Origin of the sequence: Mycobacterium kyorinense, assembly GCF_001672775.1 — a bacterium.
Taxonomy (GTDB): Bacteria; Actinomycetota; Actinomycetes; order Mycobacteriales; family Mycobacteriaceae; genus Mycobacterium; species Mycobacterium kyorinense_A.
Genome location: NZ_LZKJ01000034.1, coordinates 23,332 through 47,615, shown reverse-complemented (window position 1 = coordinate 47,615; position 24,284 = coordinate 23,332). Strand labels below are relative to the sequence as shown.

Here is a 24,284-nt window from a genome sequence, read left to right as displayed (position 1 = left end):
GCTAGAACGTGTTCTATTTTTCGTCAATGGGCGAACATTCCCGGGCGTCGGCCGCGAGGTTCAAAGACGAGGCCGACTCACTACGGGGCGCACTGCTGAGACAGATCGATCAGATGCTGCCGCACGTCGGGATGCCGGTTCAGGTAGTCGATGGCGCTGCCGTTGCCGCCCTCGGCCCGCGACTTGGCCTGCAGCTGGGCGTGGAGGTCGGGATGCCGCTGCAGATACGAGTCGATGGAGTCGCCAACGGTCTGATCGCACGGTGCCTGCGCGTTCGCCACCGGTAATGCCACGGGCATCGGCACCGCGATCACCGCAGCGGCAATGGCGCTCAGCAGGCCACCAGCGACCAAGCCGGACAGTCGGCGGCGGTTTGGGCTGGAATTCACGGTCATTGGCTCGGTCCTCATCACGCGGTTATGCAGAACTTTTGGTGTAAATCGAGAATACGCCCGACGGCATAACTGCAGCTGAGGCCGCCGGATACGTGATTTTTCAATCAGCGGCTGTTGGGTTGGTGGCATCCCGCCTCAGATGGCCCCTGCGCCTGGTGAGTCGGGCTGCAGGGGCTCGGCGCGGAGTGCGCCGCGGGCACCATGGCCACCACGCCGGCCATCAGTAGCGCCCCGGCGAACATGCCGTAAAGCCCACGGCGTAGCGCCGTCGCTGACATTTGCATCGGACTGCTCCTCGCAGTTAGGAAGTTCCCCACCTGTCGACAACCATTGCCCGATGCGGGGCGGGTCAAACATGGGTTAAGCGGCCGGCGCGAAACGACGTCGGCGCCGACGGTCGGCGTGTTGTGGGCGTCATAATCATGGCCGCCGGGTAGGAGGAGACATGCCGATATCGCCACAGATCTCGCTTCAGCTGCGCACATTCACCGACGATCAGGACCACGAGTGGAGGTCGACGCTAGCGTTGGCGCAGGCCATGGACGCGGCGGGCGTCGACCGCGTGGTCGTCTCTGACCACGTCGTGTTCGGCGAAAACCCGGCCGCATACAGCAACCCGGCGCTGGGTGGGATCGCCGGTGGTCGCCAACCGACTGGACCCGATGGTCAGTGGCTCGAGCCGCTGACGGTGCTCACCGCACTGGCGGCCATGACGACCCGCATCCGGCTCGGCACGGCGGTATTGCTGGCGGCGCTGCGCCGCCCTGCTGTCCTTGCCAAGCAGGTCTCGACTCTGGACGTACTGTCAGGCGGCCGGGTTGATCTGGGCGTGGGTGTGGGATGGCAGCGCGAGGAGTACGAGGCGGCGGGTTTGCCGTTCGAGCGCCGCGGGCGGCTGCTCGATCACACGCTGGAAGTATGCGACGCGCTGTGGACGCAGCAGCGCAGTTCCTATCGATCGCCCGAATTGTCGTTCGAGACGATTCACCAGATGCCCAAACCCGTTCAGGCCGGCGGTGTCCCGATCTGGGTCAGTGGCACCGTCAATGACGCCGTCGCACGCCGGTTGAGCAGGTTCGGTCGAGGCTGGATCCCGTGGGGTCCCGCCGCGGCCGATCCGGCGGGAGCGATCGCAGCGATGAAGGACAAGCTCTCCGATTTCGGTGCCGATCCGACCGACCTGCAGGTGCTCGGCCACGCGACGACGGTCAAACGACCTGACCGTTCCGTCGACATAGCGGCCACCGTGGCATCGGCTCCGCCGCTGATCTCGGCCGGGGTGACCGACGTGCGGATCACCATGGCGTTGCCGCGGAACGTCAACCGCGCGACCGAGCTGCTGAGCGAACTCGTCGAGGCGTTCCGCGCCGCTACCTGCTAGCCGCCTCTTCGCGCTTGATCTCCAACGCGATATCGATGAGCTGGTCTTCCTGGCCGCCGATGAGTTTGCGCTGACCGGCACGGTGCAGCAGCTGGTGGGCGGGCACGCCGTAGCGTTCGGCTTGCCGGACGGCGTGCTTGAGGAAGCTGGAATACACCCCGGAATAGCCCATGATCAGCGCGTTGCGGTCGAGTAGGCATTCGGCGGGCATCGCCGGGCGCACCACGTCTTCGGCGGCGTCGGCGATGTCGAAGAAGTCGATGCCGGTCTTGACGCCGATCTTGTCGAACACCCCGATCAGCGCCTCGACCGGCGCGTTGCCGGCGCCGGCGCCGAAGCGTCGCACCGACCCGTCGATCTGCTTGGCCCCGGCCCGGACGGCCTCCACGCTGTTGGCCACTCCGAGCCCAAGGTTTTCGTGCCCGTGAAAGCCGACCTGGGCGTCGTCGCCGAGTTCGGCGACCAGCGCCGAGACCCGGTCCCGCACGCCTTCGAGGACCAACGCGCCCGCGGAGTCGACGACATAGACGCACTGGCAGCCGGCGTCAGCCATGATCCGGGCCTGTTTGGCCAGCTTCTCCGGCGGAATGGTGTGGGCCATCATCAAGAACCCGACGGTCTCCAGGCCCAGCTCGCGGGCCAAGCCGAAGTGCTGGATGGAAACGTCGGCCTCGGTGCAGTGCGTCGCGATCCGGCAGATCGACCCGCCGTTGTTCTGCGCTTCTTTGATGTCCTCTTTGGTACCGACACCGGGCAGCATCAGAAAGGCGATCTTGGCCTCGTTGGCTGTCTCGGCGGCCAGCTTGATCAGCTCTTGCTCGGGTGTCTTGGAGAACCCGTAGTTGAAGCTCGACCCGCCCAGCCCGTCGCCGTGGGTCACCTCGATCACCGGCACCCCGGCCGCGTCCAGCGCCGCGACGACGGCGCCGACCTCGTCCTTGGTGAACTGGTGACGCTTGTGGTGACTGCCGTCCCGCAGCGACGTGTCGGTGATGCGAACGTCCCAGATGCTGGTCATCGGGCACCTCCTGCGGTGGCAGACAGTGATTCCTTGGCGATTTCCTCGCCGACCTTGGTCGCGGCAGCGGTCATGATGTCGAGGTTGCCGGCGTAGGGCGGCAGATAATCGCCGGCGCCTTCGACCTCGACGAAGGTGGTCACCAGTGCCTGCCCGCCGGAGTTCATCGACGGGTCGTCGAACTGCGGTTCGTTGAGCAACCGGTAGCCGGGCACATAGGTCTGCACCTCGGCCACCACGTCGCGAATGGACTGGGCGATCGCGTCGCGGTCGGCGTCTTCGGGAATGGCGCAGAAGATGGTGTCGCGCATGATCATCGGCGGGTCGGCGGGGTTGAGGATGATGATCGCCTTGCCGCGCTTGGCGCCGCCGATCGTTTCCACCCCTTTGGACGTGGTCTTGGTGAACTCGTCGATGTTCGCCCTGGTACCGGGCCCGGCGCTCACGCTGGCCACGCTGGCCACGATCTCGGCGTAGGGCACATCGACGACTCGCGACACCGCGTACACGATCGGGATGGTGGCCTGACCGCCGCAGGTGATCATGTTGACGTTGGGGGCGTCCAGGTGCTCGCGCAGGTTCGCCGGGGGGATCACCGCCGGCCCGACGGCCGCCGGGGTCAGATCGATGGCCCGGATCCCGGCCTCGGCATAGCGCGGGGCCGCGTCGCGGTGCACGTAGGCGCTGGTGGCCTCGAACACCAGGTCGGGCTTTTCGTCCTGGGCCAGCAGCCAGTCCACTCCTTCGTGCGTGGTCTCCAGGCCCAGTTTGCGGGCGCGGGCCAGTCCCTCGGACTCCGGGTCGATGCCGACCATCCAGCGCGGCTCCAGCCAGTCCGAGCGCAAGAGCTTGTACAGCAGGTCGGTGCTGATGTTGCCCGATCCGACGATGGCGACGCTTGCCTTGGACGGCATATTTGCTCCTCTTATTCGAACGTCAGCCGGACGGACCCCAGTCCGGCGAAATCGGCGACAAAATCGTCCCCTGGGCGCGCATCGATAGCCCGGGTGCACGAACCGGGCAACACGATGTCGCCGGCGCGCAGCCGCACCCCGAAACTTTCCACCTTGCGTGCCAGCCACGCCACCGCAGTGACCGGGTTGCCCAGCACCGCGTCGCTGCGGCCCTTGGCCACCACTTCCCCGCTGCGGGTCAAGACGGCGTCGATGCTCGTGATGTCGATGTCGGCCGGCGACACGCGGGCTTGGCCCAACACGAACCCGGCCGACGACGCGTTGTCGGCGATGGTGTCGCACAGCTTGATCTGCCAATTGGTGATGCGGGTGTCGATCAGCTCGATCGACGGCACGAACGCCTCGGTAGCGGCCAGCACGTCGTCTTCGGTGCAGCCCGCGCCGGGAAGGTCGGCGGCCAGGATGAACCCCACCTCCACCTCTACCCGCGGGTAGAGGTAATTCGCCGCGGTGACGGGTTGATCTTCGAACACCTGCATCTCGTCGAGCAGGTGACCGTAGTCCGGCTCGTCGACGCCCATCATCTGTTGCATCGCCAGCGACGACAGCCCCACCTTGTGACCCACGATGCGGGCTCCCTCGGCCACCCGCTGACGGATGTTGATCAGCTGGATCTCGTAGGCGTCGACGACGTCGATGTCGGGGTGGGCAGCCGTCAACGGCGCAATCGGCTCACGACTCCGCTCCGCCTGCGCCAGGTCGGCGGCCAGCTCGTCACGGGTGGCAACCGGGATCATTGACCGAAGTCCCCTCGTCGGTGTGACCGGGGCGGTAGCGCCCAGCCAGGGCAATTCTATAACGTGTTCTACATGACAGCTCAGGAGTACGACGTCGTCGTAGTCGGCAGCGGCGGCGCGGGCATGGTCGCTGCCCTTACCGCCGCTCACCGGGGTCTCTCGACAGTAGTCGTCGAGAAGGCCGCACACTACGGCGGTTCGACCGCTCGCTCGGGGGGCGGCGTCTGGATTCCCAACAACGAGGTCCTCAAGCGCGACGGCGTCACCGACACCGCCGACGCGGCACGCACCTATCTGCACGGAATCGTCGGCGACGTCGTCGAGCCCGAACGCATCGACACCTATCTGCAGCGCGGGCCCGAGATGCTGTCGTTCGTGCTGCAACACACCCCGCTGAAGATGTGCTGGGTGCCGGCCTACTCCGACTACTACCCGGAGGCGCCGGGCGGACGTCCCGGCGGCCGTTCCATCGAGCCGAAGCCGTTCAACGCCAACAAGCTGGGCGATGACCTGCCCGGGCTGGAGCCGCCGTACGGCAAGGTTCCGCTCAATGTGGTTGTGATGCAGCAGGATTACGTCCGGCTGAATCAGCTCAAGCGTCATCCGCGCGGCGTGCTGCGCAGCCTGAAAGTCGGCGCGCGCACGATGTGGGCCAAGACAACCGGTAAGAACCTCGTCGGGATGGGACGCGCGCTGATCGGGCCGCTGCGAATCGGATTGCAGAAGGCCGGTGTTCCGGTGCGGCTGAACACCGCTTTGACGGATCTTTACGTCGAGGACGGCGTGGTGCGCGGGGTGTATGTCGTCGACAGCGCTTCTGACGCAGCGGAGCCCACACTGATCACAGCGCGGCGCGGAGTGATCCTGGCCAGCGGTGGATTCGAGCACAACGAGCAGATGCGGGTGAAGTACCAGCGCGCGCCGATCACCACCGAGTGGACGGTCGGGGCCAAGGCGAACACCGGTGACGGCATTGTTGCGGCCGAAAAGCTCGGCGCCACATTAGAACTGATGGAAGACGCCTGGTGGGGGCCGACGGTGCCGCTGGTCGGCGCACCGTGGTTTGCGCTGTCGGAGCGCAACTCCCCCGGCTCGATCATCGTCAACATGTCAGGCAAGCGGTTCATGAACGAGTCGATGCCCTACGTCGAGGCATGCCATCACATGTACGGCGGAGAACACGGCCAGGGACCGGGGCCGGGCGAGAACATTCCCGCGTGGCTGGTGTTCGACCAGCAATACCGCGACCGCTACATCTTTGCGGGATTGCAGCCCGGACAACGTATTCCACGCAAGTGGATGGAGTCCGGGGTGATCATCCAAGCCGACACGCTCGAACAGCTCGCCGAGAAGGCAGGCCTGCCGACCGACGAGTTCGTAGCAACCGTCCAGCGCTTCAACGGCTTTGCGCGCTCCGGCGTCGACGAGGACTATCACCGCGGGGAGAGCGCCTACGACCGCTACTACGGCGATCCGACCAACAAGCCCAATCCCAACCTCGGCGAGATCAGCCGCCCGCCCTATTACGCGGCCAAGATGGTGCCCGGCGATCTGGGTACCAAGGGCGGTATCCGCACCGACGTACACGGGCGTGCGCTCCGCGATGACGGCAGCGTCATCGAAGGGCTGTACGCGGCGGGCAACGTCAGCGCCCCGGTGATGGGCCACACTTATCCCGGGCCGGGCGGCACCATCGGGCCGGCGATGACATTCGGTTACCTGGCGGCGCTGCACATCGCAGGGGAGGCATAGGAATGCCAATTGATGTCGACGTTGCCCTTGCTGCCGAGTTGGAGCCGATCGAATTCTCTTGGAGCAGCAGCGATGTGCAGCTCTACCACTTGGCCCTGGGTGCCGGCGCCGATCCGATGGATTCCCGCGAGCTGCGTTATCTGATCGATGACACACCGCAGGTTCTGCCGACGTTCGGCAACGTGGCCGCTACCTTCCACGCCACCAAACCGCCGACCGTGCAGTTCCCCGGGATCGACATCGAGTTGAGCAGAGTGCTGCATGCCAGCGAACAGGTTTCGGCGCCCGCGCCGTTGCCGCCGTCCGGTTCGGCGCGCGCCGTCACCCGGTTCACCGATATCTGGGACAAGGGCAAGGCCGCGGTGATCTGGTCCGAAACCACCGTGACTGCGCCGGACGGCACCGTTCTGTGGACGCAGCGGCGGTCGATTTTTGCCCGCGGCGAAGGCGGGTTCGGTGGCGAGCGCGGACCGTCGACCTCGGCGGCCGCACCGGATCGCGGGCCCGACGTCGAGCTGGAAATACCGATCCTGCCGCAGCAGGCGCTGCTCTACCGGCTGTGCGGGGATCGCAATCCGCTGCATTCGGATCCCGAATTCGCCGCTGCCGCAGGCTTTGACCGTCCGATCCTGCACGGCCTGTGCACCTACGGCATGACGTGCAAGGCCATCGTCGACGCGTTACTGGACGCCGACGTCGCCGCCGTCGGCTCCTATGGCGCCCGCTTCGCTGGCGTGGCGTTTCCCGGCGAGACGTTGCGAGCCGACGTCTGGAAGGAAGACGGGCGCATCCTGGCCAACGTGGTCGCGCCGTCGCGGGAGAACGCCGTCGTGCTCTCGGGCGTCGAGCTGGTGCCGGCGTAGTTTTCTTCTTCGGCGCCGAGCGTGAACTTAAGTTCACGCTCGCGCTCGAGAGTGAGATTAACTTCACGCTCGACGGGCTAGTGCCGCGCGGACACGGCGAATGATGTCGATTTCCCGATCGCCGGCCAGCACCCGGATGACAATCCACCCGCAGCGTTGAAGCTTCTCATGTCGCCTGACGTCCCACCTGTAGCGGATGCGATCTTTTCGATGTTGTTCGCCGTCATACTCGACTGCCACCTTCACCTCGGGCCAGCCCATATCGAGATAAGCGAACACCTCACCGAAGTCGTCGTAGACCGGGATTTGGGTCCGCGGCCTAGGTAGCCCCGCCTGAATCACGATGACGCGCAGCCAGCTCTCCTTCGGCGACTCCGCGCCGGCATCGACCAGATCCAGTGATACCCGTGCGCGCAATCCCCCGCCGACCGTCGCAGCGCTGCATGATTGCCTGCACCTCTACGTCTTTGAGCTCAGTGGCGCGAGCCAACGCATCGAGGCCGGCCACCGCGGGGATTGTGGGATGCCAGCAGGCCAGATCAACCGCAGTCCTGGCTGGGGTGGTGACCAGCAGGCCGCCAATGTCCTGGATCTCGTCGGGATAGAGCTGATCGCTACGCACGTGGAGCCCGGCCAGCCGATGGCGGTTGTCGTGGATGAGTTCGGCGGGCTGCGCGGCGTCCACCCATTCGCTGCCATGCAGAGCCGAGGCCGAGAAGCCCGCGACGACGCCGCGCCGTCGCGACCACAACCACGCTGCGGTAGCACGGTCGGCAGCTGTGATCTCGCTGTCGTTGGCGATGTAGACATCGCGGAACAGCCGGGTATGACGCGTGGTCAGCTGGCTCTTGGTCAGAGTGCCAGCTGAGATGGCTTCGCTGGCGATGAATGGTCCCGCCATGGCGGCAGCGTGTCACGGGTAGCACCGCGCGTCACTTCACCCGTCGAGCGTGAAGTTAGGTTCACACTCGGCGGCCAACGTGAACCTAAGTTCACCCTCGGCGGGAAGGGAAGAAGCTCAGCCCAGGATCAAGCCCGATGTCGGCACGCCGGTGCCGGCGGTGACGAGTACATGTTCGACGTCGGGAACCGGGTTCACCGACGTTCCCCGCAATTGCCGCACGCCTTCGGCGATCCCGTTCATGCCGTGGATGTAGGCCTCGCCGAGCTGACCACCGTGTGTGTTGATCGGCAGCCGCCCGCCGATCTCGATCGCGCCGTCGGCGATGAAGTCCTTGGCCTCGCCCCAGCCGCAGAATCCCAACTCCTCCAATTGGATCAGCGTGAACGGGGTGAAGTGGTCATACAGCACCGCGGTTTGGATGTCGGTGGGCTTCAACCCGGACTGCTGCCACAGTTGCTTGCCGACCAGTCCCATCTCCGGCAGGCCGTCGAGCTCGGGCCGGTAGTAGCTGACCATCGAATACTGGTCGGGACTCGACCCTTGGGCGGCGGCCTCGATGACCGCGGGCCGGTTCTTCAGATCCTTGGCCCGCTCCACCGATGTGACGACGAGGGCCACCGCACCATCGGTCTCCTGGCAGCAGTCCAGCAGCCGTAGCGGTTCGGCGATCCACCGCGAATTCTGGTGATCCTCAATCGTAATCGGCTTCTCGTAGAAGTAGGCCTTGGGATTTTTGGCAGCGTGCTTGCGATCGGCCACCGAAATCGCACCGAAGTCGCGGCTGGTCGCGCCGGACAGGTGCATGTAGCGCTTGGCGATCATCGCAACCTGCGCGGCGGGTGTCGATAGGCCGTGCGGGTACGAGAACGAGTTGTCGACGCCGGTCGAGTCGGCGTTTTCCACCAGCCGGGTCTGCACCTGCCCGAACCGCATGCCCGATCGTTCGTTGAAAGCCCGATACGCCACAACACAATCTGCGACACCGGTCGCCACCGCGATGGCTGCCTGCTGGATGGTGGCGCACGCCGCGCCCCCGCCATGATGGATCTTGGAGAAGAACTTCAGCTCCCCGATTCCGGTGGCCCGTGCAATCGCGACCTCGGTATTGGAGTCCATCGTGAAGGTGACCATGCCGTCGACGTCGGCCGGTGTGAGGCCCGCGTCGTCGAGCGCGTCGAGAACGGCCTCGGCGGCCAACCGCAACTCGCTGCGACCGGAGTTCTTCGAGAAGTCGGTGGCGCCGATACCGGCGATCGCGGCCTTACCCGACAGCATCAGGCATCTCCGATCGTCAACGTCGCATTTGCGATGACGTGGTCGCCAAGGCTGTTGCTGCCCACGACTTTACATGTGATCAGGCCGTTCTCGATCGCCGTGACCTCGCCCTTGAACGTCACCGTGTCGTAGGCGTACCACGGCACACCCAGCCGCAGCCCGATCGACTTGATGATCGCCGTCGGTCCGGCCCAGTCGGTGAGGTAGCGCTGCACCAAACCGGTGTCGGTCAGGATGTTGACGAAGATGTCCTTGGATCCCTTGGCTTGCGCCTTGTCCCGATCGTGGTGCACGTCCTGGTAGTCGCGAGTGGCGATCGCCGTCGAGACGATGAAGGTCGGGTCGCCGTACAGCTTGAGCTCTGGCAGCACCGTGCCGACCTCGGCAACCGGCGCGCTCATGCGTCGGGCTCCCACGCGTACAGCGTCCACGCCGGACCCACGTCGTTGGCGGGAAAGTCGATATACGTTGCGCGTACGGGCATTCCGATCTCCACCGATGCGGGGTCCACGTTGCGGAGCTCACCAAGCATCCGCACGCCTTCTTCGAGTTCGACCAGCGCGATGACGAACGGCAACGTGCGGCCGGGCACCTTCGGTGCGTGGTGCACCACGAAGCTAAATACGGTGCCCTTGCCGCTGGCGACGACGTAGTCGATCGGCGCTTGTTTGTCCTGCCAGATGGCCGGTACCGGCGGATGCTGCAGGCTGCCGTCATCGCGCTTCTGGATGCGCAACTCATGCGCGTTGACACCGTCCCAGAAAAACTTGGTGTCCCGCGACGACGCCGGCCGCATCATCTTGTCGGCCTCGAGGTCGTCGGGAACCGGCGCAGCGTCGGACTGCCGGTCGCGCGGAATGAACTTCAAGATCCGCCAGTTCATTTCGGCGACGTCCTCGTCGCCCACCTGCCAGACGATGTGCTGGTTGATGAAATAGCCCTCGCCCAGCGCGGTCTGCTTGGGGCCGACGACGTCTGTCAGCTCGGCAGTGACGCTGACTTCCTCGCCGGGGCGGAGGTAGCGGTGGTAGGTCTGCTCGCAGTTGGTGGCGACCACCCCGACGTAGCCCGCGTTGTCGAAAAGCTCGATGATTTTGCCGAGCGGATCGTCGTCCGGACGAGAGCCGCCGAGCCCCATCATCGTCCAAACCTGAATCATTGCCGGCGGCGCGACAATCCCAGGGTGGCCGGCGGCGTTGGCCGCCGCCTCGTCGACGTAGATCGGGTTCTGGTCGCCGATGGCGTCCACCCAGTGGTGAATCATGGACTGGTTCACCGGATCCCGCCCAAGCCGCGGCTTGCTCTTGCCCGCCGCTTTGACTTGCTCGACGGCAGCGTGCAGATCGCTCATCGCGGGACCCTCGGCACCTTGAGCCCAGCGGCCGCGATCATCTCACGCATGACCTCGTTGACCCCGCCGCCGAAGGTGATCACCAGGTTGCGCTTGGTCTGAGAATCCAGCCACTCCAGCAGCTCGGCGGTCTCCGGCTCGGCGGGGTTGCCATACTTGCCGACGATCTCCTCGGCAAGTCGGCCCACGTACTGGACACGCTCGGTGCCAAACACTTTCGTTGCCGCGGCGTCTGCCACGTTGATGTCTTCGCCTGCGGCAGCAACCTGCCAATTGAGCAATTCGTTGATCCGCCAGATCGAATGGATCTCACCCAGTGCACGTTTGACATCGTCGTGATCGATCGGAGTGACGCCGTCGCTGCTGGGCTTGGACGCCCACGCATGCACCCTGTCGTAGATGCTGGCAAAGCGGCCGGCGGGACCGAGCATCACCCGCTCGTTGTTGAGCTGGGTGGTGATCAGCCGCCAGCCGCCATTCTCCTCGCCGACCAGCATGTCGGCGGGAACCCGAACGTCGTTGTAGTAGGTGGCGTTGGTGTGGTGAGCGCCGTCAGCCAGGATCATCGGCGTCCACGAGTAGCCGGGATCTTTGGTGTCGACGATCAGGATTGAAATCCCTTTGTGCTTCACGGCATCGGGGTCGGTGCGGCAGGCCAGCCAGATGTAGTCGGCGTCGTGGGCACCGGTGGTGAAGACTTTCTGCCCGTTGACGATGTACTCGTCGCCGTGGCGCACGGCGGTGGTCCGCAACGACGCGAGGTCGGTACCGGCTTCCGGCTCGGTGTAACCGATCGCGAAGTGCACCTCACCGGCCAGGATCGCCGGCAGAAACTTCTCCTTCTGCATTTCACTGCCGAACACCTGCAGGGTGGGGCCCACCGTCTGCAGTGTCACGGCAGGCAACGGCACGTCGGCTCGATGAGCTTCGTTGACGAAGATCTGCTGCTCGATCGGGCCGAAACCCAGGCCGCCGAACTCTTTTGGCCATCCGACGCCGAGCTTACGGTCCTGGCCCATTCGCCGGATCACCGCCCGGTAAGCCTCGTTGTGCCGGTCGGATTCCATCGCCTTGGCTTCATCCGAGCTGATCAGATTCGAGAAATACTGCCGCAGTTCGGCTTGCAGCTGTCGCTGCTCGGGCGTCAGATCGATGAACATTGCGCTCCCACCAAGTCGAGACGATGCGACGGGCCGCCCAGCAGCCGGGTCAGGTCCTTGATTGTGGAGTAGTAGCGGTGCATCGGGTAGTCGATGTCCATCCCCATCCCGCCGTGCAAATGGTGACATATCTGCATCACCGGCGGCGCCTGCGACGTGATCCAGTAGCCGAGCACGTCGAGGTCGTCGGCGGCGTCGCGGCCTTCGGCCAGTCGCCACACCACCGACGTCGACGCCAGATCGATGGTCCGGGAAGCGATGTAGACCTCGGCGAGTTGTGCGGCCACTGTCTGGAAGGTCGACAGCGGCTTACCGAATTGCTCGCGACTGCCCACGTAGTCGGCGGTCAGCCGAAGCGCACCGGCGACCAATCCGGCGGCGTAAGCGCCGATCATCGCCAACGCCAGTTGGTTGACCCGATGAGCGCTCGCCCCGTCGAGCACACCGTCCACCTCGACGTCGGAGAAGGTCACAGCGTACTCGTCAGATCCATTGGAGGTCGGGGTTTTCACCACCTGTACGCCATCGGCCTTGGGTGACACGACGACGACTCCGCTGTCGGCGGTGACCAGGATCCACTCAGCGTGTTCGGCATATCCGACGCCAACCTTCGTGCCGGACAGCTGCTTCCCGGTCAGCGTGGTGGCCGGCCGCTCCGGCAGCGCCGCGCCGGGCTCATTCAGCGCGGCGGTGATGAGCGTGCCTTTGGCCAGGCCGGCGAGGTAGCGGTCCTGCTGATCGTCGGAAGCCAGGTCCAGCATCGGCACCGCGGCAAGTCCGAGGACGGCGAGCGCCGGCCCGACGAGACCGTGGCGACCGATCTCGGTCAGTGCCGTCGCCACCTCGGGCAGACCGACACCGTCGCCGCCGAGACGTTCCGGCACCGGCAGCGCGGTCACTCCGCCCGCGACTAACGCGTCAAAGCTGTTGTCCCGGTCCAGTACCGAGGTGACCACATCGGCGACAGCCTGTTGTGCCGGGTCCGGACTGAAATCCACCCGAATCCTCCTTGATTCATTTCCCCGCAGTCTGCGATCAGTGCGCGACGGGGCACTTGCCGCTGTAGTCGACCTGCCAGTGCTTGATGCCGTTGAGCCACCCCGACCGTAGCCGCTCGGGTTGAGCCAGCGGCAGCATGTCCGGTGCGTGGTCGGCTACCGCGTTGAAGATCAGGTCGATCGTCAACCGGGCCAGGTGGGTGCCGATGCAGTAGTGCGCGCCGGTGCCGCCGAAGCCCACATGCGGATTGGGGTCGCGCAGAATGTTGAAGGTGAACGGGTCGTCGAAGACTTCCTCGTCGAAGTTGGCCGAGCGGTAGAACATCACCACTCGCTGCCCCTTCTTAATTTGCACACCGGACAACTCGTAGTCCTCCAGCGCGGTGCGCTGGAAGCAGGTGACGGGCGTTGCCCAGCGGACGATTTCGTCAGCGGTAGTTGCTGGGCGCTCTTTTTTGAACAGCTCCCACTGGTCGGGGTGCTCGGAGAACGCGATCATGCCGTGGGTGATCGAGTTGCGAGTGGTCTCGTTGCCGGCGACCGCCAGCATCACCACGAAAAACCCGAACTCGTCGTCGGAGAGTTTCTCGCCTTCGATGTCGGCGTTGATCAGCGTGGTGACGATGTCTTCACCGGGATTTTCCGTCTTGGCGGCGGCCAGTTGCATGGCGTACTGGATCAGCTCGACCGACGACATCTGCGGGTCGATGTCGGCGTATTCGGGGTCTTCGCTGCCGGTCATCTCGTTGGACCAGCGGAACAGCTTGTCGCGGTCTTCCAACGGAACGCCGAGCAGACCGGCGATGGCCTGTAGCGGCAGCTCGCACGACACCTGCTCGACGAAATCACCGGTCCCAGCCGCCGCGGCGGCTTTTACGATGTTTTGCGCGCGTTCGTTGAGTTCGTCACGCAGCCGCTCGATGTTCCGCGGAGTGAAGCCTCGCGAAATGATGCGGCGCAGCCGGGTATGGTGTGGTGCGTCCATGTTGAGCATGACGAACCGTTGAACCTCGATGTTCTCCCGCGCCATGTCGTCTTCGAACCGCGGAATCACGCAGTTCTCGTAACTGGAGAAGACCTCGCTGCGCAGCGACACTTCCTTGACGTCCTTGTGCTTGGTGATCGCCCAGTAGCCGCCGTCGTTAAAGCCACCACCCTTGCCCGGGGCCTGTTCGATCCAGTGGATCGGCGCGAGGCGACGCAACTCGGCGAACTCCTCGACCGGAAGACCTTCGACATTGATGTCAGGGTTGAGGAAATCGAACCCAGCGGGCAGATTGGGGGTTGGCATGTTGTGCGCTCCTCAATGCAACGTGTTCTAGTGCCAGTAAAACACGGCTTCACCGCAGACAAAAGGCGGGAACGCATCCTCGCTTGTCAGAGTAATGAAACGTGTTCTAGCCTGGCCGCATGGGTAATCCTGTCATTGTTGAAGCCACCCGCAGCCCGATCGGCAAACGCAACGGATGGTTGTCGGGGCTGCATGCCACCGAGTTGCTGGGCGCCGTGCAAAAGGCGCTGGTCGACAAGGCCGGCATCGACGCGGGCGACGTCGAACAGGTCATCGGTGGGTGCGTCACCCAGTACGGCGAGCAGTCGAACAACATCAGCCGGGTGGGCTGGTTGACGGCGGGGCTGCCGGAGCACGTGGGGGCCACCACCGTGGACTGCCAATGCGGCAGTGGGCAACAGGCCAACCACCTGGTGGCGGGATTGATCGCGGCCGGCGCCATCGACATCGGGATCGCTTGCGGCATTGAGGCGATGAGCAGGGTCGGGCTGGGCGCCAACGCCGGCCCGGACCGTGGCGCCATCCGAGCCGAATCATGGGACATCGACATGCCCAACCAGTTCGAGGCCGCCGAGCGCATCGCCAAGCGGCGCGGCATCACCCGAGCAGACATCGACGAGTTCGGACTGGCATCGCAGCTTCATGCCAAGCAGGCCTGGGACGAGGGTCGCTTCGATCGGGAGATCTCACCGATCGAAGCACCGGTGCTCGACGAGCAGAAGCAGCCGACGAGCGAGCGGCACATGGTGAGCCGTGACCAGGGTCTGCGCGACACCACGCTGGAAGGCCTGGCCGGATTGAAGCCGGTGCTCGACGGCGGTATCCACACCGCGGGCACGTCGTCGCAGATTTCGGACGGCGCGGCGGCGGTGCTGTGGATGGACGAGGACAAGGCGAAGGCGCTGGGTTTCAAGCCGCGCGCCCGCATCGTCAGCCAAGCACTCGTCGGCGCGGAGCCCTACTACCACCTCGACGGCCCGGTGCAGTCCACCGCCAAGGTGCTGGAGAAGGCGGGCATGAAGATGGGCGACATCGATCTCGTCGAGATCAACGAGGCGTTCGCGTCGGTGGTGCTGTCCTGGGCGCGGGTGCACAACCCCGACATGGCCCGGGTCAACGTCAACGGCGGCGCGATTGCGCTGGGGCATCCGGTGGGTTGCACCGGCAGCCGGTTGATCACCACCGCGCTGCACGAACTGGAGCGCACCGACCAAAACACTGCGCTGATCACCATGTGTGCCGGCGGCGCCCTTTCGACCGGCACCATCATCGAGCGGATTTAGGTGAGTCAGGTTTCCGACGCCGAGCGGATCGCCGCCGCGCAGTCGTATATCGACGCCCTGGCCACCCACCGCGCAGACGCCGTCCCGTTCGCGCCGAACTGCGTCAGGATCGAGGCCGGACTCAAGACCGGCTTTTCCGGAAACCACTTGCGGCGCAGCCTTAATCGCGGACCGCAGTACCGGGTGATCGCGGAAACCACCACGCCGGAGTTCAGCGTCGACGGCGATCAGGTGCGGGCGCGGTTCGACGTGATCACCAAGCCGTCGTTCGCCGGGCGCCGCGTGTGCGCGCATGTCGACGAGACGTTTCTCATCCCGGACGGCACGATCCATCACATCCGGGCTCACCTTCGCCCGTTCATTCGACGTTAGGTCACACCGCAGATGGCAAATCCGCCGCGCGCCCTCAACTCTGCCCGCACCGGCACCTTCATCAAATGGATGTCGCGAGTCAACTCGTGGTTGTACAAGGCGACCGGCGGCAAGGTCGGCGGCAAGTTCCTACAGGGCGCGCCGGTGGCGCTGTTGACCACCACCGGTCGCAAGACCGGCCAGCCGCGGGTCAGCCCTTTGTTGTTCCTGCGCGACGGCGACCGCGTAGTGCTGGTGGCGTCGCAGGGCGGGCGCACCAACAACCCGATGTGGTACCTGAACCTCAAGGCCAACCCCCGAGTGCAGGTGCAGATCAAAAAGGAAGTGCTGCAGCTGACGGCGCGCGACGCGACCGACGACGAGCGCGCACACTACTGGCCCCGGCTTGTCGAGATGTACTCCTCTTTCGACGATTACCAGTCCTGGACCGACCGCGTCATCCCGGTCGTCATCTGCGACCCGTAACTTCTATTCTGGGTGATGTGACGCAGCAACGCTGGATTCGCAATTCCCGGTTCTTGGCCCTGTTGCTCAAATACTTCGCCCGCGCGCACATTTGGGTGTATCGGCGCACTAATGGCCGACTCGGTGCGAAATTGTTGTGGTTTCCGGCGGCGCTGCTGACCACGACCGGCCGTAAGTCGGGCGCGCCACGGACCACACCGACGCTGTATCTGCGCGACGGCGACCGGGTGATTGTGCCGGCGTCTTTCGGTGGCCGCGCCGAGAACCCGACCTGGTACCTCAATCTCCAAACCAATCCGATGGTCGAAGTCCAAATCCGCGCCGAGCGGCTGCAACTTGCCGCCCGGGACGCCACCGACGAGGAGCGGGACCGCTACTGGCCGCCGCTCACCCGGATCTATCCGCCCTACCGCGGATACCGCGACGCCACCGACCGGGTGATCCCGTTGGTGGTCTGCGAGCCCGCCTGACGCGTCAGCCCGGCAGCCTGCCGACTTGGCGCAGCCCGGAAAAGGTGTCGGCCAACGTCTCTCGCGGGTCGCGGTAGGTGATGCCGAGATCTTGCTCGCTTGGTGTGTCATCTGACGGTGGCATCTGCGTGTAGTACCGCATTGCCGCCTCGCTGATCGGCGTATCGAAGGGCAGATACCCACCGACCTTGTCGAAGGCCAGGCCGATGCCTCGCAACAGAATGTCCGGCAGCGGGTACACCCGAAGTGGGCGGCCCGCGGCCGAACCGATCATCGACGCCAAGTCGCCGACCGGAACGCGTTGGCCCCCGGCCGTATAGCGGCGTGGACCCTTGCCGGGCGTGAGCAGCGCAGCGTGCAGCGCCGCGAGGTCACGCACGTCGACGATGGTCCAGGCGGCGCTGCGCCCGGGCAGGCCGCGCATCTGGATCGCCGCCTGCACGCCGTCGGCGGCCTCGCCGAACTGGCTCCCGGCGGGCGGACCGAGCACCATTCCCGGATAGGTGATGGCCACCGGCGCTCCCGACTCCTGCAGCGACCGCGCATATCTCTCAACTGCCGCCTTGGACCGGCCATAGCCGTCGGTTCCGCCGACCACCGGAAGTCCGGCCCGAAGCATTTTGAGCCCTGGCCGGAACAACGCAGTAAAGCTTGACACATGCACGATCGGATCCAGCCCGCGTTCCACGGCGGCGCCCAACACGTGCCGTCCGCCGTCGAGGTTCGTCCGCAGCATCGCATCCGCCTGGTGCGGATCCGTGGAAACCATTGCCGCGCAGTGGATCACTGCGTCACAGCCGTCCAACGCAGCACCGGTCGCCTCGGCGTCGGCAATGTCGCCGACGACGTGGTCTGAGGTCTCTACGCCGAGCCGTGCTGCACTGGACTCCAGCCGCGCCGGATTGCGGACAAGGAACCGCACCTGATGACCGGCATCAGCCACGGCCTTCGCCGTCCACGCGCCGACGAAACCGGTGCCGCCGGTCACCAGAACTTTCACCGCTGACTGCTCTCAGGCCCCATAGACCGGGACCGGGGGCCGCGCCTTGGTCAACAGGTCGGCGACCACCGGGCCGAGTTCGGCCGGATCCCACTTGGCGCCCTTGTCGACCTGCGGGCCGTGCGCCCAACCTTCGGCGACACGAATCTTGCCGCCCTCGACCTCAAAAACCTTGCCGGTCACATCTCTTGATTCGCTGCTGCCCAGCCACACCACCAGCGGCGAGATGTTCTCCGGCGCCATCGCGTCGAAATCGTCGTCCTGAGTGGCCATCATCTCGGCGAACACGGTCTCGGTCATTCGGGTGCGCGCCGAGGGTGCGATCGCGTTGACGGTAACGCCGTACCGGCCCATCTCGGCGGCGCCGATGAGCGTCATGGCCGCGATGCCGGCCTTGGCCGCGCTGTAGTTCCCCTGCCCGACGCTGCCCTGCAGGCCCGCACCCGAACTGGTGTTGATGATCCGCGCGTCGACGGCTTTGCCCTCTTTGGACAGGCCGCGCCAGTACGACGCGGCATGGCGCATCGTGGCGAAGTGCCCTTTGAGGTGCACGGCGATCACCGCGTCGAACTCCTCCTCGCTGGTGTTGGCCATCATCCGGTCCCGCACGATGCCGGCGTTGTTGACCAGAACATCCAGACCACCGAAGGTCTCGACCGCGGTCTGAACCAAAGCTGCCGCCTGATCCCAGTCGGCGACGTTGGATCCGTTGGCGACGGCTTCGCCGCCGGCCGCGGTGATCTCGTCGACCACGCCTTGTGCTGCGCTACCGCCGCCCGCCGGCGAGCCGTCCAGACCCACCCCGATGTCGTTGACCACGACACGCGCACCTTCGGCCGCGAATGCCAATGCGTGCGCACGGCCGATGCCGCCGCCCGCTCCGGTGACGATGACCACCCGGCCGTCGACTATTCCCATCCCCTACCCATCCTTTTCGACTCCTCTACGTGATCGCGGTCGTTGTAGCCAGATAATGCGGCGGCTCACCGCCCCCGTGCACTTCCAACGCGGCACCGCTGATGTAGGACGCCGCATCCGACGCCAGAAATGCTGCCGCCCAACCGATGTCGTCCGGCTTGGCAAGTCGGCCGAGCGGCACGTTCTTCGAAATCGCGGCGATCGACTCAGCATCGCCGTAGAACAAGTCGGCCTGCTCGGTTTCGACCATGCCCACCACCAACGCGTTCACCCTGACCTTCGGCGCCCATTCCACCGCCAACGTCTGCGTGAGGCTTTCCACACCCGCCTTGGCCGCACCGTAGGCAGCGGTGCCCGGAGTCGGCCGTCGACCGCTGACACTGGTGATGTTGACGATCGAGCCACCACCTGGCTGATTTTGCATCTTGTCGTTTGCATGTTGTGAAACCGACAGCGCGCCAATGAGATTGAGTTCGATGATCTTGCGGTTGAACTTGACGCTGGAATCCGCGGTGAGCACGTACGGGGAACCACCGGCGTTGTTGACGACGACGTCCAGGCTGCCGTGCCGGTCGACGACGGCATCGATCATCGCCTTGACGGCGTCGTCGTCCCGGACGTCGCAGGAGTGAAACTCATAGGGCAGGCCCTCGACCGCACGCCGCGCGCAGGTGACCACGGTTGCGCCTTGTCCGGCGAAAACCGCGCTGATCCCGGCGCCCACCCCACGAACGCCGCCGGTCACCAGCACTACCCGCCCGGCCAGGCCCAGATTGATTGCAGGGTCTCCTTCGGTGCGGGTCACTGTGCTAGCGTACCAAGCAAGTGCTTGCTTAGGTAGCCGACCCCAGGGAGTGCCAATTGACGATCACATCCGCCGTCAAAGAACCGGGCATCGTCGCGGTCACCGTCGACTTTCCCCCGGTCAACGCCATTCCGTCGGGCGGCTGGTTTGAACTCGCCGACGCGCTGACCGCCGCCGGCGACGACCCCGACACCCACGCGGTGATCCTGCGGGCCGAGGGCCGTGGCTTCAACGCGGGCGTCGACATCAAGGAGATGCAGCGTACGGAGGGCTTCACCGCGCTGATCGATGCCAACCGCGGTTGCTTCGCCGCGTTCCGGGCGGTCTACGAATGTGCGGTCCCGGTGATCGCGGCGGTCAACGGGTTCTGCGTCGGCGGCGGGATCGGGCTGGTCGGCAACGCTGACGTCATCGTTGCGTCCGACGATGCCACGTTCGGTCTACCGGAGGTGGAGCGCGGCGCGCTGGGCGCGGCCACCCACCTGTCCCGGCTGGTGCCGCAGCACATGATGCGGCGGCTGTTCTTCACCGCGGCCACCGTTGATGCCGCCACCCTGCACCACTTCGGCTCGGTGCACGAAGTGGTGCCGCGAGATCAGTTGGACGAGGCCGCGTTACGGGTCGCCCGTGATATCGCAGCCAAGGACACCCGGGTGATCCGGGCAGCCAAGGAAGCCCTGAACCTCATCGACGTGCAGCGCGTCAATTCCAGTTACCGCATGGAGCAAGGCTTTACCTTCGAACTCAACCTCGCGGGCGTCGCCGACGAGCACCGCGACGCGTTCGCCGGCACGGAAAAGGGCAAGAAGTGAGCGACAAGCGGACCACTCTCGACGATGCCGTTGCTGAACTGCGCAGTGGGATGACCATCGGGATCGGCGGCTGGGGGTCGCGGCGCAAGCCGATGGCGTTCGTTCGTGCGATCCTGCGTTCGGACGTCAAGGATCTGACCGTCGTCACCTACGGCGGCCCAGACATCGGCTTGCTGTGCTCAGCCGGCAAAGTGCGCCGCGTCTACTACGGCTTCGTCTCACTGGACTCGCCGCCGTTCTATGACCCGTGGTTCGCCAAAGCGCGCACCAGCGGCGCGATCGAAGCCCGGGAAATGGACGAGGGCATGCTGCGTTGTGGGCTCCAGGCAGCGGCGCAACGCTTACCGTTCCTGCCGATCCGCGCCGGGCTGGGCAGTTCGGTGCTCGACTTCTTCGAGGGCGAACTGGCCACGGTCCGCTCGCCGTATCCGGCGCCCGACGGGCGGCACGAGACGCTGATCGCGATGCCGGCACTGCGCCTGGACGCGGCGTTCGTCCACCTCAATCTCGGTGATGCGCAGGGCAATGCCGCTTACACCGGTATCGATCCGTACTTCGACGACTTGTATCTGATGGCCGCCGAGAAGCGCTATTTGTCCGTGGAGCGCCTGGTCTCGACCGAGGAGCTGGTCAAAGCGGTGCCGCCGCAGGGCCTGCTGGTGAACCGGATGATGGTCGACGGTGTTGTAGAAGCCCCCGGCGGCGCCCACTTCACCACCGCTGCACCCGACTACGGACGCGACGAGAAATTCCAACGGCACTACGCCCAGGCCGCCGCGTCGGAAGAAACCTGGCAGCAGTTCGTCGCCACCTATCTGTCCGGCAGTGAAGCCGACTATCAAACGGCCGTGCGCAAGTTCGAGGAGTCCGCATGATCACCCGAGCCGAAGTTTGCGTGATGGCCTGCGCCGAGCTGTTCCGGGGCGCCGGCGAGATCATGATCAGCCCGATGACCACAGTGGCCTCGGTCGGCGCGAGGCTGGCCCGGTTGACGTTTTCGCCCGACATCCTGATCACCGACGGGGAGGCACAACTTTTGGCGGATACCCCGACGTTGGGCGCCACCGGCGCCGTCGAAGGGTGGATGCCGTTCGGGCGCGTGTTCGAGACGCTGGCCTGGGGCAGACGGCATGTGGTGATGGGCGCCAATCAGGTTGACCGCTATGGCAATCAGAACCTGTCCGCGTTCGGCCCGCTACAGCACCCGACCCGGCAGATGTTCGGCGTCCGCGGCGCGCCGGGCAACACGATCAACCACGCCACCAGCTACTGGGTCGGCAACCACTCCAAGCGGGTGTTCTGCGACGCCGTCGACGTAGTGTCGGGGATCGGCTACGACAAAGTCGACCCGGAAAACCCGGCGTTCCGGTTCGTCAACGTGCACCGGGTGATCTCCAACCTCGGCGTGTTCGACTTCGGCGGTCCCGACCACACGATGCGGGCATTGACCCTGCACCCGGGCGTATCCGCTGAGGACGTGCAGGAGGCTACCTCGTTCGAGGTACATGGCTTGTCCGACGCGCAAGAGACCCCGCCGCCGGGCGAGGACGAGCTGCGGTTGATCCGCGAGGTCATCGATCCGAAGTCGTTGCGCGACAAAGAGGTGCGGTCATGATTATTCCGCCTTCTCCGCATCGCTTGGCTCTGCGTCGTCGGCGGTGGCTATGAGGTTGCGGACACCGCTGACCGAGTTGGTCGGCGTCCAGCACCCGGTGGTGCAAACCGGGATGGGCTGGGTGGCCGGGGCGCGACTGGTCTCGGCCACTGCGAACGCCGGCGGCCTGGGGATCTTGGCATCTGCGACGATGACCGTCGACGAGTTGGCGATTGCGATCGGGAAAGTCAAGGCCGCCACCGACAAACCGTTCGGTGTCAACATCCGCGCCGATGCCGCTGACGCCGGCGACCGGGTGGATCTGATGATCCGCGAGGGCGTGAAAGTGGCGTCGTTCGCGTTGGCGCCCAAGCAGGAACTGATCAACCGGCTCAAAGACGCCGGCTCAGTAGTGATTCCGTCGGTCGGCGCCGCCAAGCACGCCCGCAAGGTGGCCTCCTGGGGTGCCGATGCGGTGATCGTGCAGGGCGGCGAGGGCGGCGGGCACACCGGCCCCGTCGCGACGACGCTGCTGCTGCCGTCGGTGCTGGACGCCGTGAAGATTCCGGTGATCGCGGCCGGCGGCTTTTTCGACGGCCGTGGTCTGGCCGCGGCGCTGAGTTACGGGGCGGCCGGGGTGGCGATGGGCACCCGGTTTCTGCTGACCTCGGATTCCACTGTTCCCGACGCGGTCAAACAGCGGTATCTGGAGTCCGCGTTGGACGGGACCGTGGTTACCACCCGCGTCGACGGCATGCCGCATCGCGTGCTGCGTACAGGGTTGGTGGAGAAGCTGGAAAGCGGCTCGCGGGCAAGAGGTTTCACTGCCGCGATCCGCAACGCCGGGAAATTCAAGAAGATGTCGCAGATGACATGGCCATCGATGATCCGTGACGGCCTGGCGATGCGGCACGGCAAAGATCTCACGTGGTCGCAGGTGGTGATGGCCGCTAACACCCCGATGTTACTGAAAGCCGGTCTGGTGGAAGGTAACACCGATGCCGGCGTATTGGCCTCCGGTCAGGTGGCCGGCATCCTCGAAGATCTGCCGTCGTGCGCCGAGCTGATCCAGACGATCGTGGCTGACGCCGTCAAACATCTGCAGGCGGCATCGGCGCTGGTGGAGTAGGCCCTTTATACCGCGAGCGTGCGTGTCCCCGGTCGACACGCCGCTGGTTATTGCGGGATTGCGCTCGCTCGCGGACGACGGGTCAGATTCGTTAGGCGCCGTAGGCGCGCACGATCTCCTCTGAGCTTGCCCACCCGCTGTAAGTAGGGTGTTGGGGCCAGCCGTCGGGTGAATCCTGCCACTCTTCCTGCCGCCCGTACGGCAATATGTCGATCAGCGCGAACGAATGACTAAGCTGTTCAACCCCGCGCCCGTTGGTATGCCAGGTGCGATACACCCGATCCCCATCGCGTAGAAAGACATTCACCGCAAACCCGCCGCTGGGCGGAGCTCCGACATCGGCTCCGAACGAGCTATCGGCAGTCGAGTACCACGTCATCCGGTTACCCACACGCCGCTTGTACGCAAGCGCTTCGTCGATAGGACCCTGGGTGACAATGACAAATCGTGCGTCGTAGCTATCCAGGAATTCCAGCCGGGTGAACTGCGACGTGAATCCCGTGCAGCCGGAACATTGCCATTGTTCACCCGGGAACCACATGTGGTTGTACACGATCAGCTGCTGCTTGCCGTCAAAAACCTCGTCTAGCCGGACCGGTCCGTTCTCGCCTTCCAATATGTATACCGGCATCTCGATCATCGGCAGGCGTCGTCGCTGCGCGGCGATCGCGTCGAGTTCGCGGGTGGCGGCCTTCTCCCGGGCGCGCAACACATCGAGTTCACGCCGCCAGGTCTCCTGGTTCACCACGGGCGGTAATGCGGCGGTTATCACGACGGTCTCCCTTCATCGTTAATACCTGAAATAGCGCGGGAACCCGGGGCCGCCTCGGCGGCAAGCCCACCGAGATTCAACAGCGAGTTCTTCAGGTGGTCGAGCGCGAACGGCGGGAATTGGATGTGCTCACGTATCGCGGCAGACACCGCCGACCAGTCGTAAGTCAAGCTGACCTGTGTCTCGGACGGACGCACTGGCGCAAGGTCGTATCGCCAAATCCACCCGCCGAATTCGATGCTGCCATCGCCAGCGATGTCTTGCCCCGGTTTCCACGCGATGGCGCGCGGCGGCTCGAAGACGATCACCTGGTTCGCCATCTCGTAGGTTCCCGTTGGGTGATTGTCGTGATACATCGCCATCCGAAAAATCTGTCCCACCTCGGCCAATTGCCGTCCGTCAAGTGCTTCGCGGACCCACCCGGTCCCGTCGATGGCGGCGTGCGTCGCCGGGTCGGCGAGGAGGCGAAACACGGTGGTGGCCGGCGCATCGATGATGGCAACCTCGCTGACTACATCGTCCGTCATGGTGGCTCCCGGGTGCTATCGGTGTATATGTTCACGCT

The 24,284-nt window shown here is 65.2% G+C and carries 27 protein-coding genes and 1 pseudogene; 11 read left to right on the top strand and 17 right to left on the bottom strand.

The genetic code is table 11. The features are described from left to right. Positions 1-80 precede the first annotated feature (80 nt). Positions 81-395 (bottom strand): hypothetical protein, encoded by a 315-nt coding sequence (locus tag A5707_RS02495; RefSeq protein WP_065012945.1) that lies wholly within the window; start codon positions 393-395, stop codon positions 81-83. A gap of 104 nt (positions 396-499) precedes the next feature. Next, a complete protein-coding gene (locus tag A5707_RS23660) occupies positions 500-679 on the bottom strand; it encodes a hypothetical protein (RefSeq protein ID WP_156657490.1) in 180 nt (59 codons plus the stop codon). A 161-nt stretch (positions 680-840) separates the two neighbouring features. Here A5707_RS23660 and A5707_RS02490 point away from each other — a divergent pair, with 161 nt between their 5' ends. Next, the gene (locus A5707_RS02490) at positions 841-1,776 is read left to right on the top strand and encodes a TIGR03619 family F420-dependent LLM class oxidoreductase (protein WP_065012944.1); all 936 of its coding nucleotides are present in this window, start codon (positions 841-843) and stop codon (positions 1,774-1,776) included. Here A5707_RS02490 and dmpG read toward each other — a convergent pair. Genes dmpG through A5707_RS02475 form a run of 3 tightly spaced genes read right to left on the bottom strand, consistent with a single transcriptional unit; the run spans position 1,766 to position 4,505 of the window. Continuing rightward, entirely contained in the window at positions 1,766-2,794 is a 1,029-nt protein-coding gene (dmpG, locus tag A5707_RS02485; protein WP_065012943.1) for a 4-hydroxy-2-oxovalerate aldolase, read from the bottom strand. The two genes, A5707_RS02490 and dmpG, sit on opposite strands and share 11 nt — an antisense overlap. Continuing rightward, positions 2,791-3,708 (bottom strand): acetaldehyde dehydrogenase (acetylating), encoded by a 918-nt coding sequence (locus A5707_RS02480; RefSeq protein WP_065012942.1) that lies wholly within the window; start codon positions 3,706-3,708, stop codon positions 2,791-2,793. Before A5707_RS02480 ends, dmpG begins: the two co-directional genes overlap by 4 nt. Positions 3,709-3,719: 11 nt before the next feature. Further along, positions 3,720-4,505, bottom strand: coding sequence for a 2-keto-4-pentenoate hydratase (locus tag A5707_RS02475; protein ID WP_065012941.1), 786 nt, complete (start codon positions 4,503-4,505; stop codon positions 3,720-3,722). A 72-nt stretch (positions 4,506-4,577) separates the two neighbouring features. On the opposite strand from A5707_RS02475, the gene kstD reads away from it, so the two are divergent. Then, positions 4,578-6,257 (top strand): 3-oxosteroid 1-dehydrogenase, encoded by a 1,680-nt coding sequence (gene kstD, locus A5707_RS02470; protein ID WP_065012959.1) that lies wholly within the window; start codon positions 4,578-4,580, stop codon positions 6,255-6,257. Between the two features lie 2 nt (positions 6,258-6,259). Then, the gene (locus tag A5707_RS02465) at positions 6,260-7,120 is read left to right on the top strand and encodes a MaoC family dehydratase (protein ID WP_065012940.1); all 861 of its coding nucleotides are present in this window, start codon (positions 6,260-6,262) and stop codon (positions 7,118-7,120) included. A 63-nt stretch (positions 7,121-7,183) separates the two neighbouring features. On the opposite strand, the pseudogene A5707_RS02460 reads toward A5707_RS02465, so the two are convergent. From A5707_RS02460 to A5707_RS02430, 7 genes and pseudogenes are all read right to left on the bottom strand, one after another. Further along, positions 7,184-8,021: pseudogene (locus tag A5707_RS02460) on the bottom strand (DUF559 domain-containing protein). 117 nt (positions 8,022-8,138) lie between these two features. Beyond that, the gene (locus tag A5707_RS02455) at positions 8,139-9,299 is read right to left on the bottom strand and encodes a lipid-transfer protein (RefSeq protein WP_065012939.1); all 1,161 of its coding nucleotides are present in this window, start codon (positions 9,297-9,299) and stop codon (positions 8,139-8,141) included. Next, positions 9,299-9,700, bottom strand: coding sequence for a MaoC family dehydratase (locus A5707_RS02450; protein WP_065012938.1), 402 nt, complete (start codon positions 9,698-9,700; stop codon positions 9,299-9,301). The genes A5707_RS02455 and A5707_RS02450 overlap by 1 nt, the downstream gene beginning before the upstream one ends. Next, positions 9,697-10,650: a bifunctional MaoC family dehydratase N-terminal/OB-fold nucleic acid binding domain-containing protein gene (locus tag A5707_RS02445; RefSeq protein WP_065012937.1), complete on the bottom strand. Its 954-nt coding sequence runs from the start codon at positions 10,648-10,650 to the stop codon at positions 9,697-9,699. The genes A5707_RS02450 and A5707_RS02445 overlap by 4 nt, the downstream gene beginning before the upstream one ends. Beyond that, positions 10,647-11,810, bottom strand: a complete 1,164-nt coding sequence (gene fadE29, locus A5707_RS02440; protein ID WP_065012936.1) for an acyl-CoA dehydrogenase FadE29 — start codon at positions 11,808-11,810, stop codon at positions 10,647-10,649. Before fadE29 ends, A5707_RS02445 begins: the two co-directional genes overlap by 4 nt. Then, complete coding sequence (locus A5707_RS02435; RefSeq protein ID WP_065012935.1) at positions 11,795-12,808, bottom strand: acyl-CoA dehydrogenase family protein; 1,014 nt, start codon at positions 12,806-12,808, stop codon at positions 11,795-11,797. Before A5707_RS02435 ends, fadE29 begins: the two co-directional genes overlap by 16 nt. 37 nt (positions 12,809-12,845) lie before the next feature. After that, a complete protein-coding gene (locus A5707_RS02430; RefSeq protein ID WP_065012934.1) occupies positions 12,846-14,099 on the bottom strand; it encodes a cytochrome P450 in 1,254 nt (417 codons plus the stop codon). Positions 14,100-14,218: 119 nt separating this feature from the next. Between A5707_RS02430 and A5707_RS02425 the strand changes: the two genes are divergently transcribed. Genes A5707_RS02425 through A5707_RS02410 form a run of 4 tightly spaced genes read left to right on the top strand, consistent with a single transcriptional unit; the run spans position 14,219 to position 16,689 of the window. Further along, complete coding sequence (locus A5707_RS02425; protein WP_065012933.1) at positions 14,219-15,382, top strand: steroid 3-ketoacyl-CoA thiolase; 1,164 nt, start codon at positions 14,219-14,221, stop codon at positions 15,380-15,382. Next, positions 15,383-15,754, top strand: a complete 372-nt coding sequence (locus A5707_RS02420; protein ID WP_065012932.1) for a hypothetical protein — start codon at positions 15,383-15,385, stop codon at positions 15,752-15,754. Between the two features lie 12 nt (positions 15,755-15,766). Continuing rightward, on the top strand, positions 15,767-16,219 hold the full coding sequence (locus A5707_RS02415) for a nitroreductase family deazaflavin-dependent oxidoreductase (RefSeq protein ID WP_065012931.1): 453 nt from the start codon (positions 15,767-15,769) through the stop codon (positions 16,217-16,219). A 17-nt stretch (positions 16,220-16,236) separates the two neighbouring features. Next, positions 16,237-16,689, top strand: coding sequence for a nitroreductase family deazaflavin-dependent oxidoreductase (locus tag A5707_RS02410; protein WP_065012930.1), 453 nt, complete (start codon positions 16,237-16,239; stop codon positions 16,687-16,689). Between the two features lie 4 nt (positions 16,690-16,693). Here A5707_RS02410 and A5707_RS02405 read toward each other — a convergent pair whose 3' ends face one another. From A5707_RS02405 to A5707_RS02395, 3 genes are read right to left on the bottom strand one after another with little or no spacing between them, the layout of a single operon-like run. Further along, positions 16,694-17,689: an SDR family NAD(P)-dependent oxidoreductase gene (locus A5707_RS02405; RefSeq protein ID WP_065012929.1), complete on the bottom strand. Its 996-nt coding sequence runs from the start codon at positions 17,687-17,689 to the stop codon at positions 16,694-16,696. A gap of 12 nt (positions 17,690-17,701) precedes the next feature. After that, entirely contained in the window at positions 17,702-18,607 is a 906-nt protein-coding gene (locus A5707_RS02400) for an SDR family oxidoreductase (RefSeq protein WP_065012928.1), read from the bottom strand. Positions 18,608-18,632: 25 nt separating this feature from the next. After that, entirely contained in the window at positions 18,633-19,412 is a 780-nt protein-coding gene (locus A5707_RS02395) for an SDR family oxidoreductase (RefSeq protein ID WP_419866380.1), read from the bottom strand. 56 nt (positions 19,413-19,468) lie between these two features. Here A5707_RS02395 and echA20 point away from each other — a divergent pair, with 56 nt between their 5' ends. The 4 genes from echA20 to ipdC are packed head-to-tail and all read left to right on the top strand — an operon-like array spanning position 19,469 to position 22,947. Continuing rightward, positions 19,469-20,224 (top strand): (7aS)-7a-methyl-1,5-dioxo-2,3,5,6,7,7a-hexahydro-1H-indene-carboxyl-CoA hydrolase, encoded by a 756-nt coding sequence (gene echA20 / locus A5707_RS02390; RefSeq protein WP_065012927.1) that lies wholly within the window; start codon positions 19,469-19,471, stop codon positions 20,222-20,224. Continuing rightward, positions 20,221-21,099, top strand: coding sequence for a cholesterol ring-cleaving hydrolase subunit IpdA (ipdA, locus tag A5707_RS02385; RefSeq protein ID WP_065012926.1), 879 nt, complete (start codon positions 20,221-20,223; stop codon positions 21,097-21,099). The genes echA20 and ipdA overlap by 4 nt, the downstream gene beginning before the upstream one ends. Beyond that, a complete protein-coding gene (gene ipdB, locus A5707_RS02380; protein ID WP_065012925.1) occupies positions 21,096-21,839 on the top strand; it encodes a cholesterol ring-cleaving hydrolase subunit IpdB in 744 nt (247 codons plus the stop codon). Before ipdA ends, ipdB begins: the two co-directional genes overlap by 4 nt. A 49-nt stretch (positions 21,840-21,888) precedes the next feature. Continuing rightward, on the top strand, positions 21,889-22,947 hold the full coding sequence (gene ipdC / locus A5707_RS02375; protein ID WP_065012924.1) for a (3aS,4S,5R,7aS)-5-hydroxy-7a-methyl-1-oxo-octahydro-1H-indene-4-carboxyl-CoA dehydrogenase: 1,059 nt from the start codon (positions 21,889-21,891) through the stop codon (positions 22,945-22,947). 91 nt (positions 22,948-23,038) lie between these two features. On the opposite strand, the gene A5707_RS02370 is transcribed toward ipdC, so the two are convergent. Next, entirely contained in the window at positions 23,039-23,719 is a 681-nt protein-coding gene (locus A5707_RS02370) for a DUF899 domain-containing protein (RefSeq protein WP_156657487.1), read from the bottom strand. Next, the gene (locus A5707_RS02365; RefSeq protein ID WP_065012923.1) at positions 23,716-24,246 is read right to left on the bottom strand and encodes a polyketide cyclase; all 531 of its coding nucleotides are present in this window, start codon (positions 24,244-24,246) and stop codon (positions 23,716-23,718) included. Before A5707_RS02365 ends, A5707_RS02370 begins: the two co-directional genes overlap by 4 nt. Positions 24,247-24,284 lie beyond the last annotated feature (38 nt).

Bases quoted from the DNA above. Each gene is read 5' to 3' on its own strand.
- A5707_RS02495 (WP_065012945.1), bottom strand. From the start codon at position 395: ATGACCGTGAATTCCAGCCCAAACCGCCGCCGACTGTCCGGCTTGGTC.
- A5707_RS23660 (WP_156657490.1), bottom strand. From the start codon at position 679: ATGCAAATGTCAGCGACGGCGCTACGCCGTGGGCTTTACGGCATGTTC.
- A5707_RS02490 (WP_065012944.1), top strand. From the start codon at position 841: ATGCCGATATCGCCACAGATCTCGCTTCAGCTGCGCACATTCACCGAC.
- dmpG (WP_065012943.1), bottom strand. From the start codon at position 2,794: ATGACCAGCATCTGGGACGTTCGCATCACCGACACGTCGCTGCGGGAC.
- A5707_RS02480 (WP_065012942.1), bottom strand. From the start codon at position 3,708: ATGCCGTCCAAGGCAAGCGTCGCCATCGTCGGATCGGGCAACATCAGC.
- A5707_RS02475 (WP_065012941.1), bottom strand. From the start codon at position 4,505: ATGATCCCGGTTGCCACCCGTGACGAGCTGGCCGCCGACCTGGCGCAG.
- kstD (WP_065012959.1), top strand. From the start codon at position 4,578: ATGACAGCTCAGGAGTACGACGTCGTCGTAGTCGGCAGCGGCGGCGCG.
- A5707_RS02465 (WP_065012940.1), top strand. From the start codon at position 6,260: ATGCCAATTGATGTCGACGTTGCCCTTGCTGCCGAGTTGGAGCCGATC.
- A5707_RS02455 (WP_065012939.1), bottom strand. From the start codon at position 9,299: ATGCTGTCGGGTAAGGCCGCGATCGCCGGTATCGGCGCCACCGACTTC.
- A5707_RS02450 (WP_065012938.1), bottom strand. From the start codon at position 9,700: ATGAGCGCGCCGGTTGCCGAGGTCGGCACGGTGCTGCCAGAGCTCAAG.
- A5707_RS02445 (WP_065012937.1), bottom strand. From the start codon at position 10,650: ATGAGCGATCTGCACGCTGCCGTCGAGCAAGTCAAAGCGGCGGGCAAG.
- fadE29 (WP_065012936.1), bottom strand. From the start codon at position 11,810: ATGTTCATCGATCTGACGCCCGAGCAGCGACAGCTGCAAGCCGAACTG.
- A5707_RS02430 (WP_065012934.1), bottom strand. From the start codon at position 14,099: ATGCCAACCCCCAATCTGCCCGCTGGGTTCGATTTCCTCAACCCTGAC.
- A5707_RS02425 (WP_065012933.1), top strand. From the start codon at position 14,219: ATGGGTAATCCTGTCATTGTTGAAGCCACCCGCAGCCCGATCGGCAAA.
- A5707_RS02415 (WP_065012931.1), top strand. From the start codon at position 15,767: ATGGCAAATCCGCCGCGCGCCCTCAACTCTGCCCGCACCGGCACCTTC.
- A5707_RS02400 (WP_065012928.1), bottom strand. From the start codon at position 18,607: ATGGGAATAGTCGACGGCCGGGTGGTCATCGTCACCGGAGCGGGCGGC.
- ipdB (WP_065012925.1), top strand. From the start codon at position 21,096: ATGATCACCCGAGCCGAAGTTTGCGTGATGGCCTGCGCCGAGCTGTTC.
- ipdC (WP_065012924.1), top strand. From the start codon at position 21,889: ATGAGGTTGCGGACACCGCTGACCGAGTTGGTCGGCGTCCAGCACCCG.
- A5707_RS02365 (WP_065012923.1), bottom strand. From the start codon at position 24,246: ATGACGGACGATGTAGTCAGCGAGGTTGCCATCATCGATGCGCCGGCC.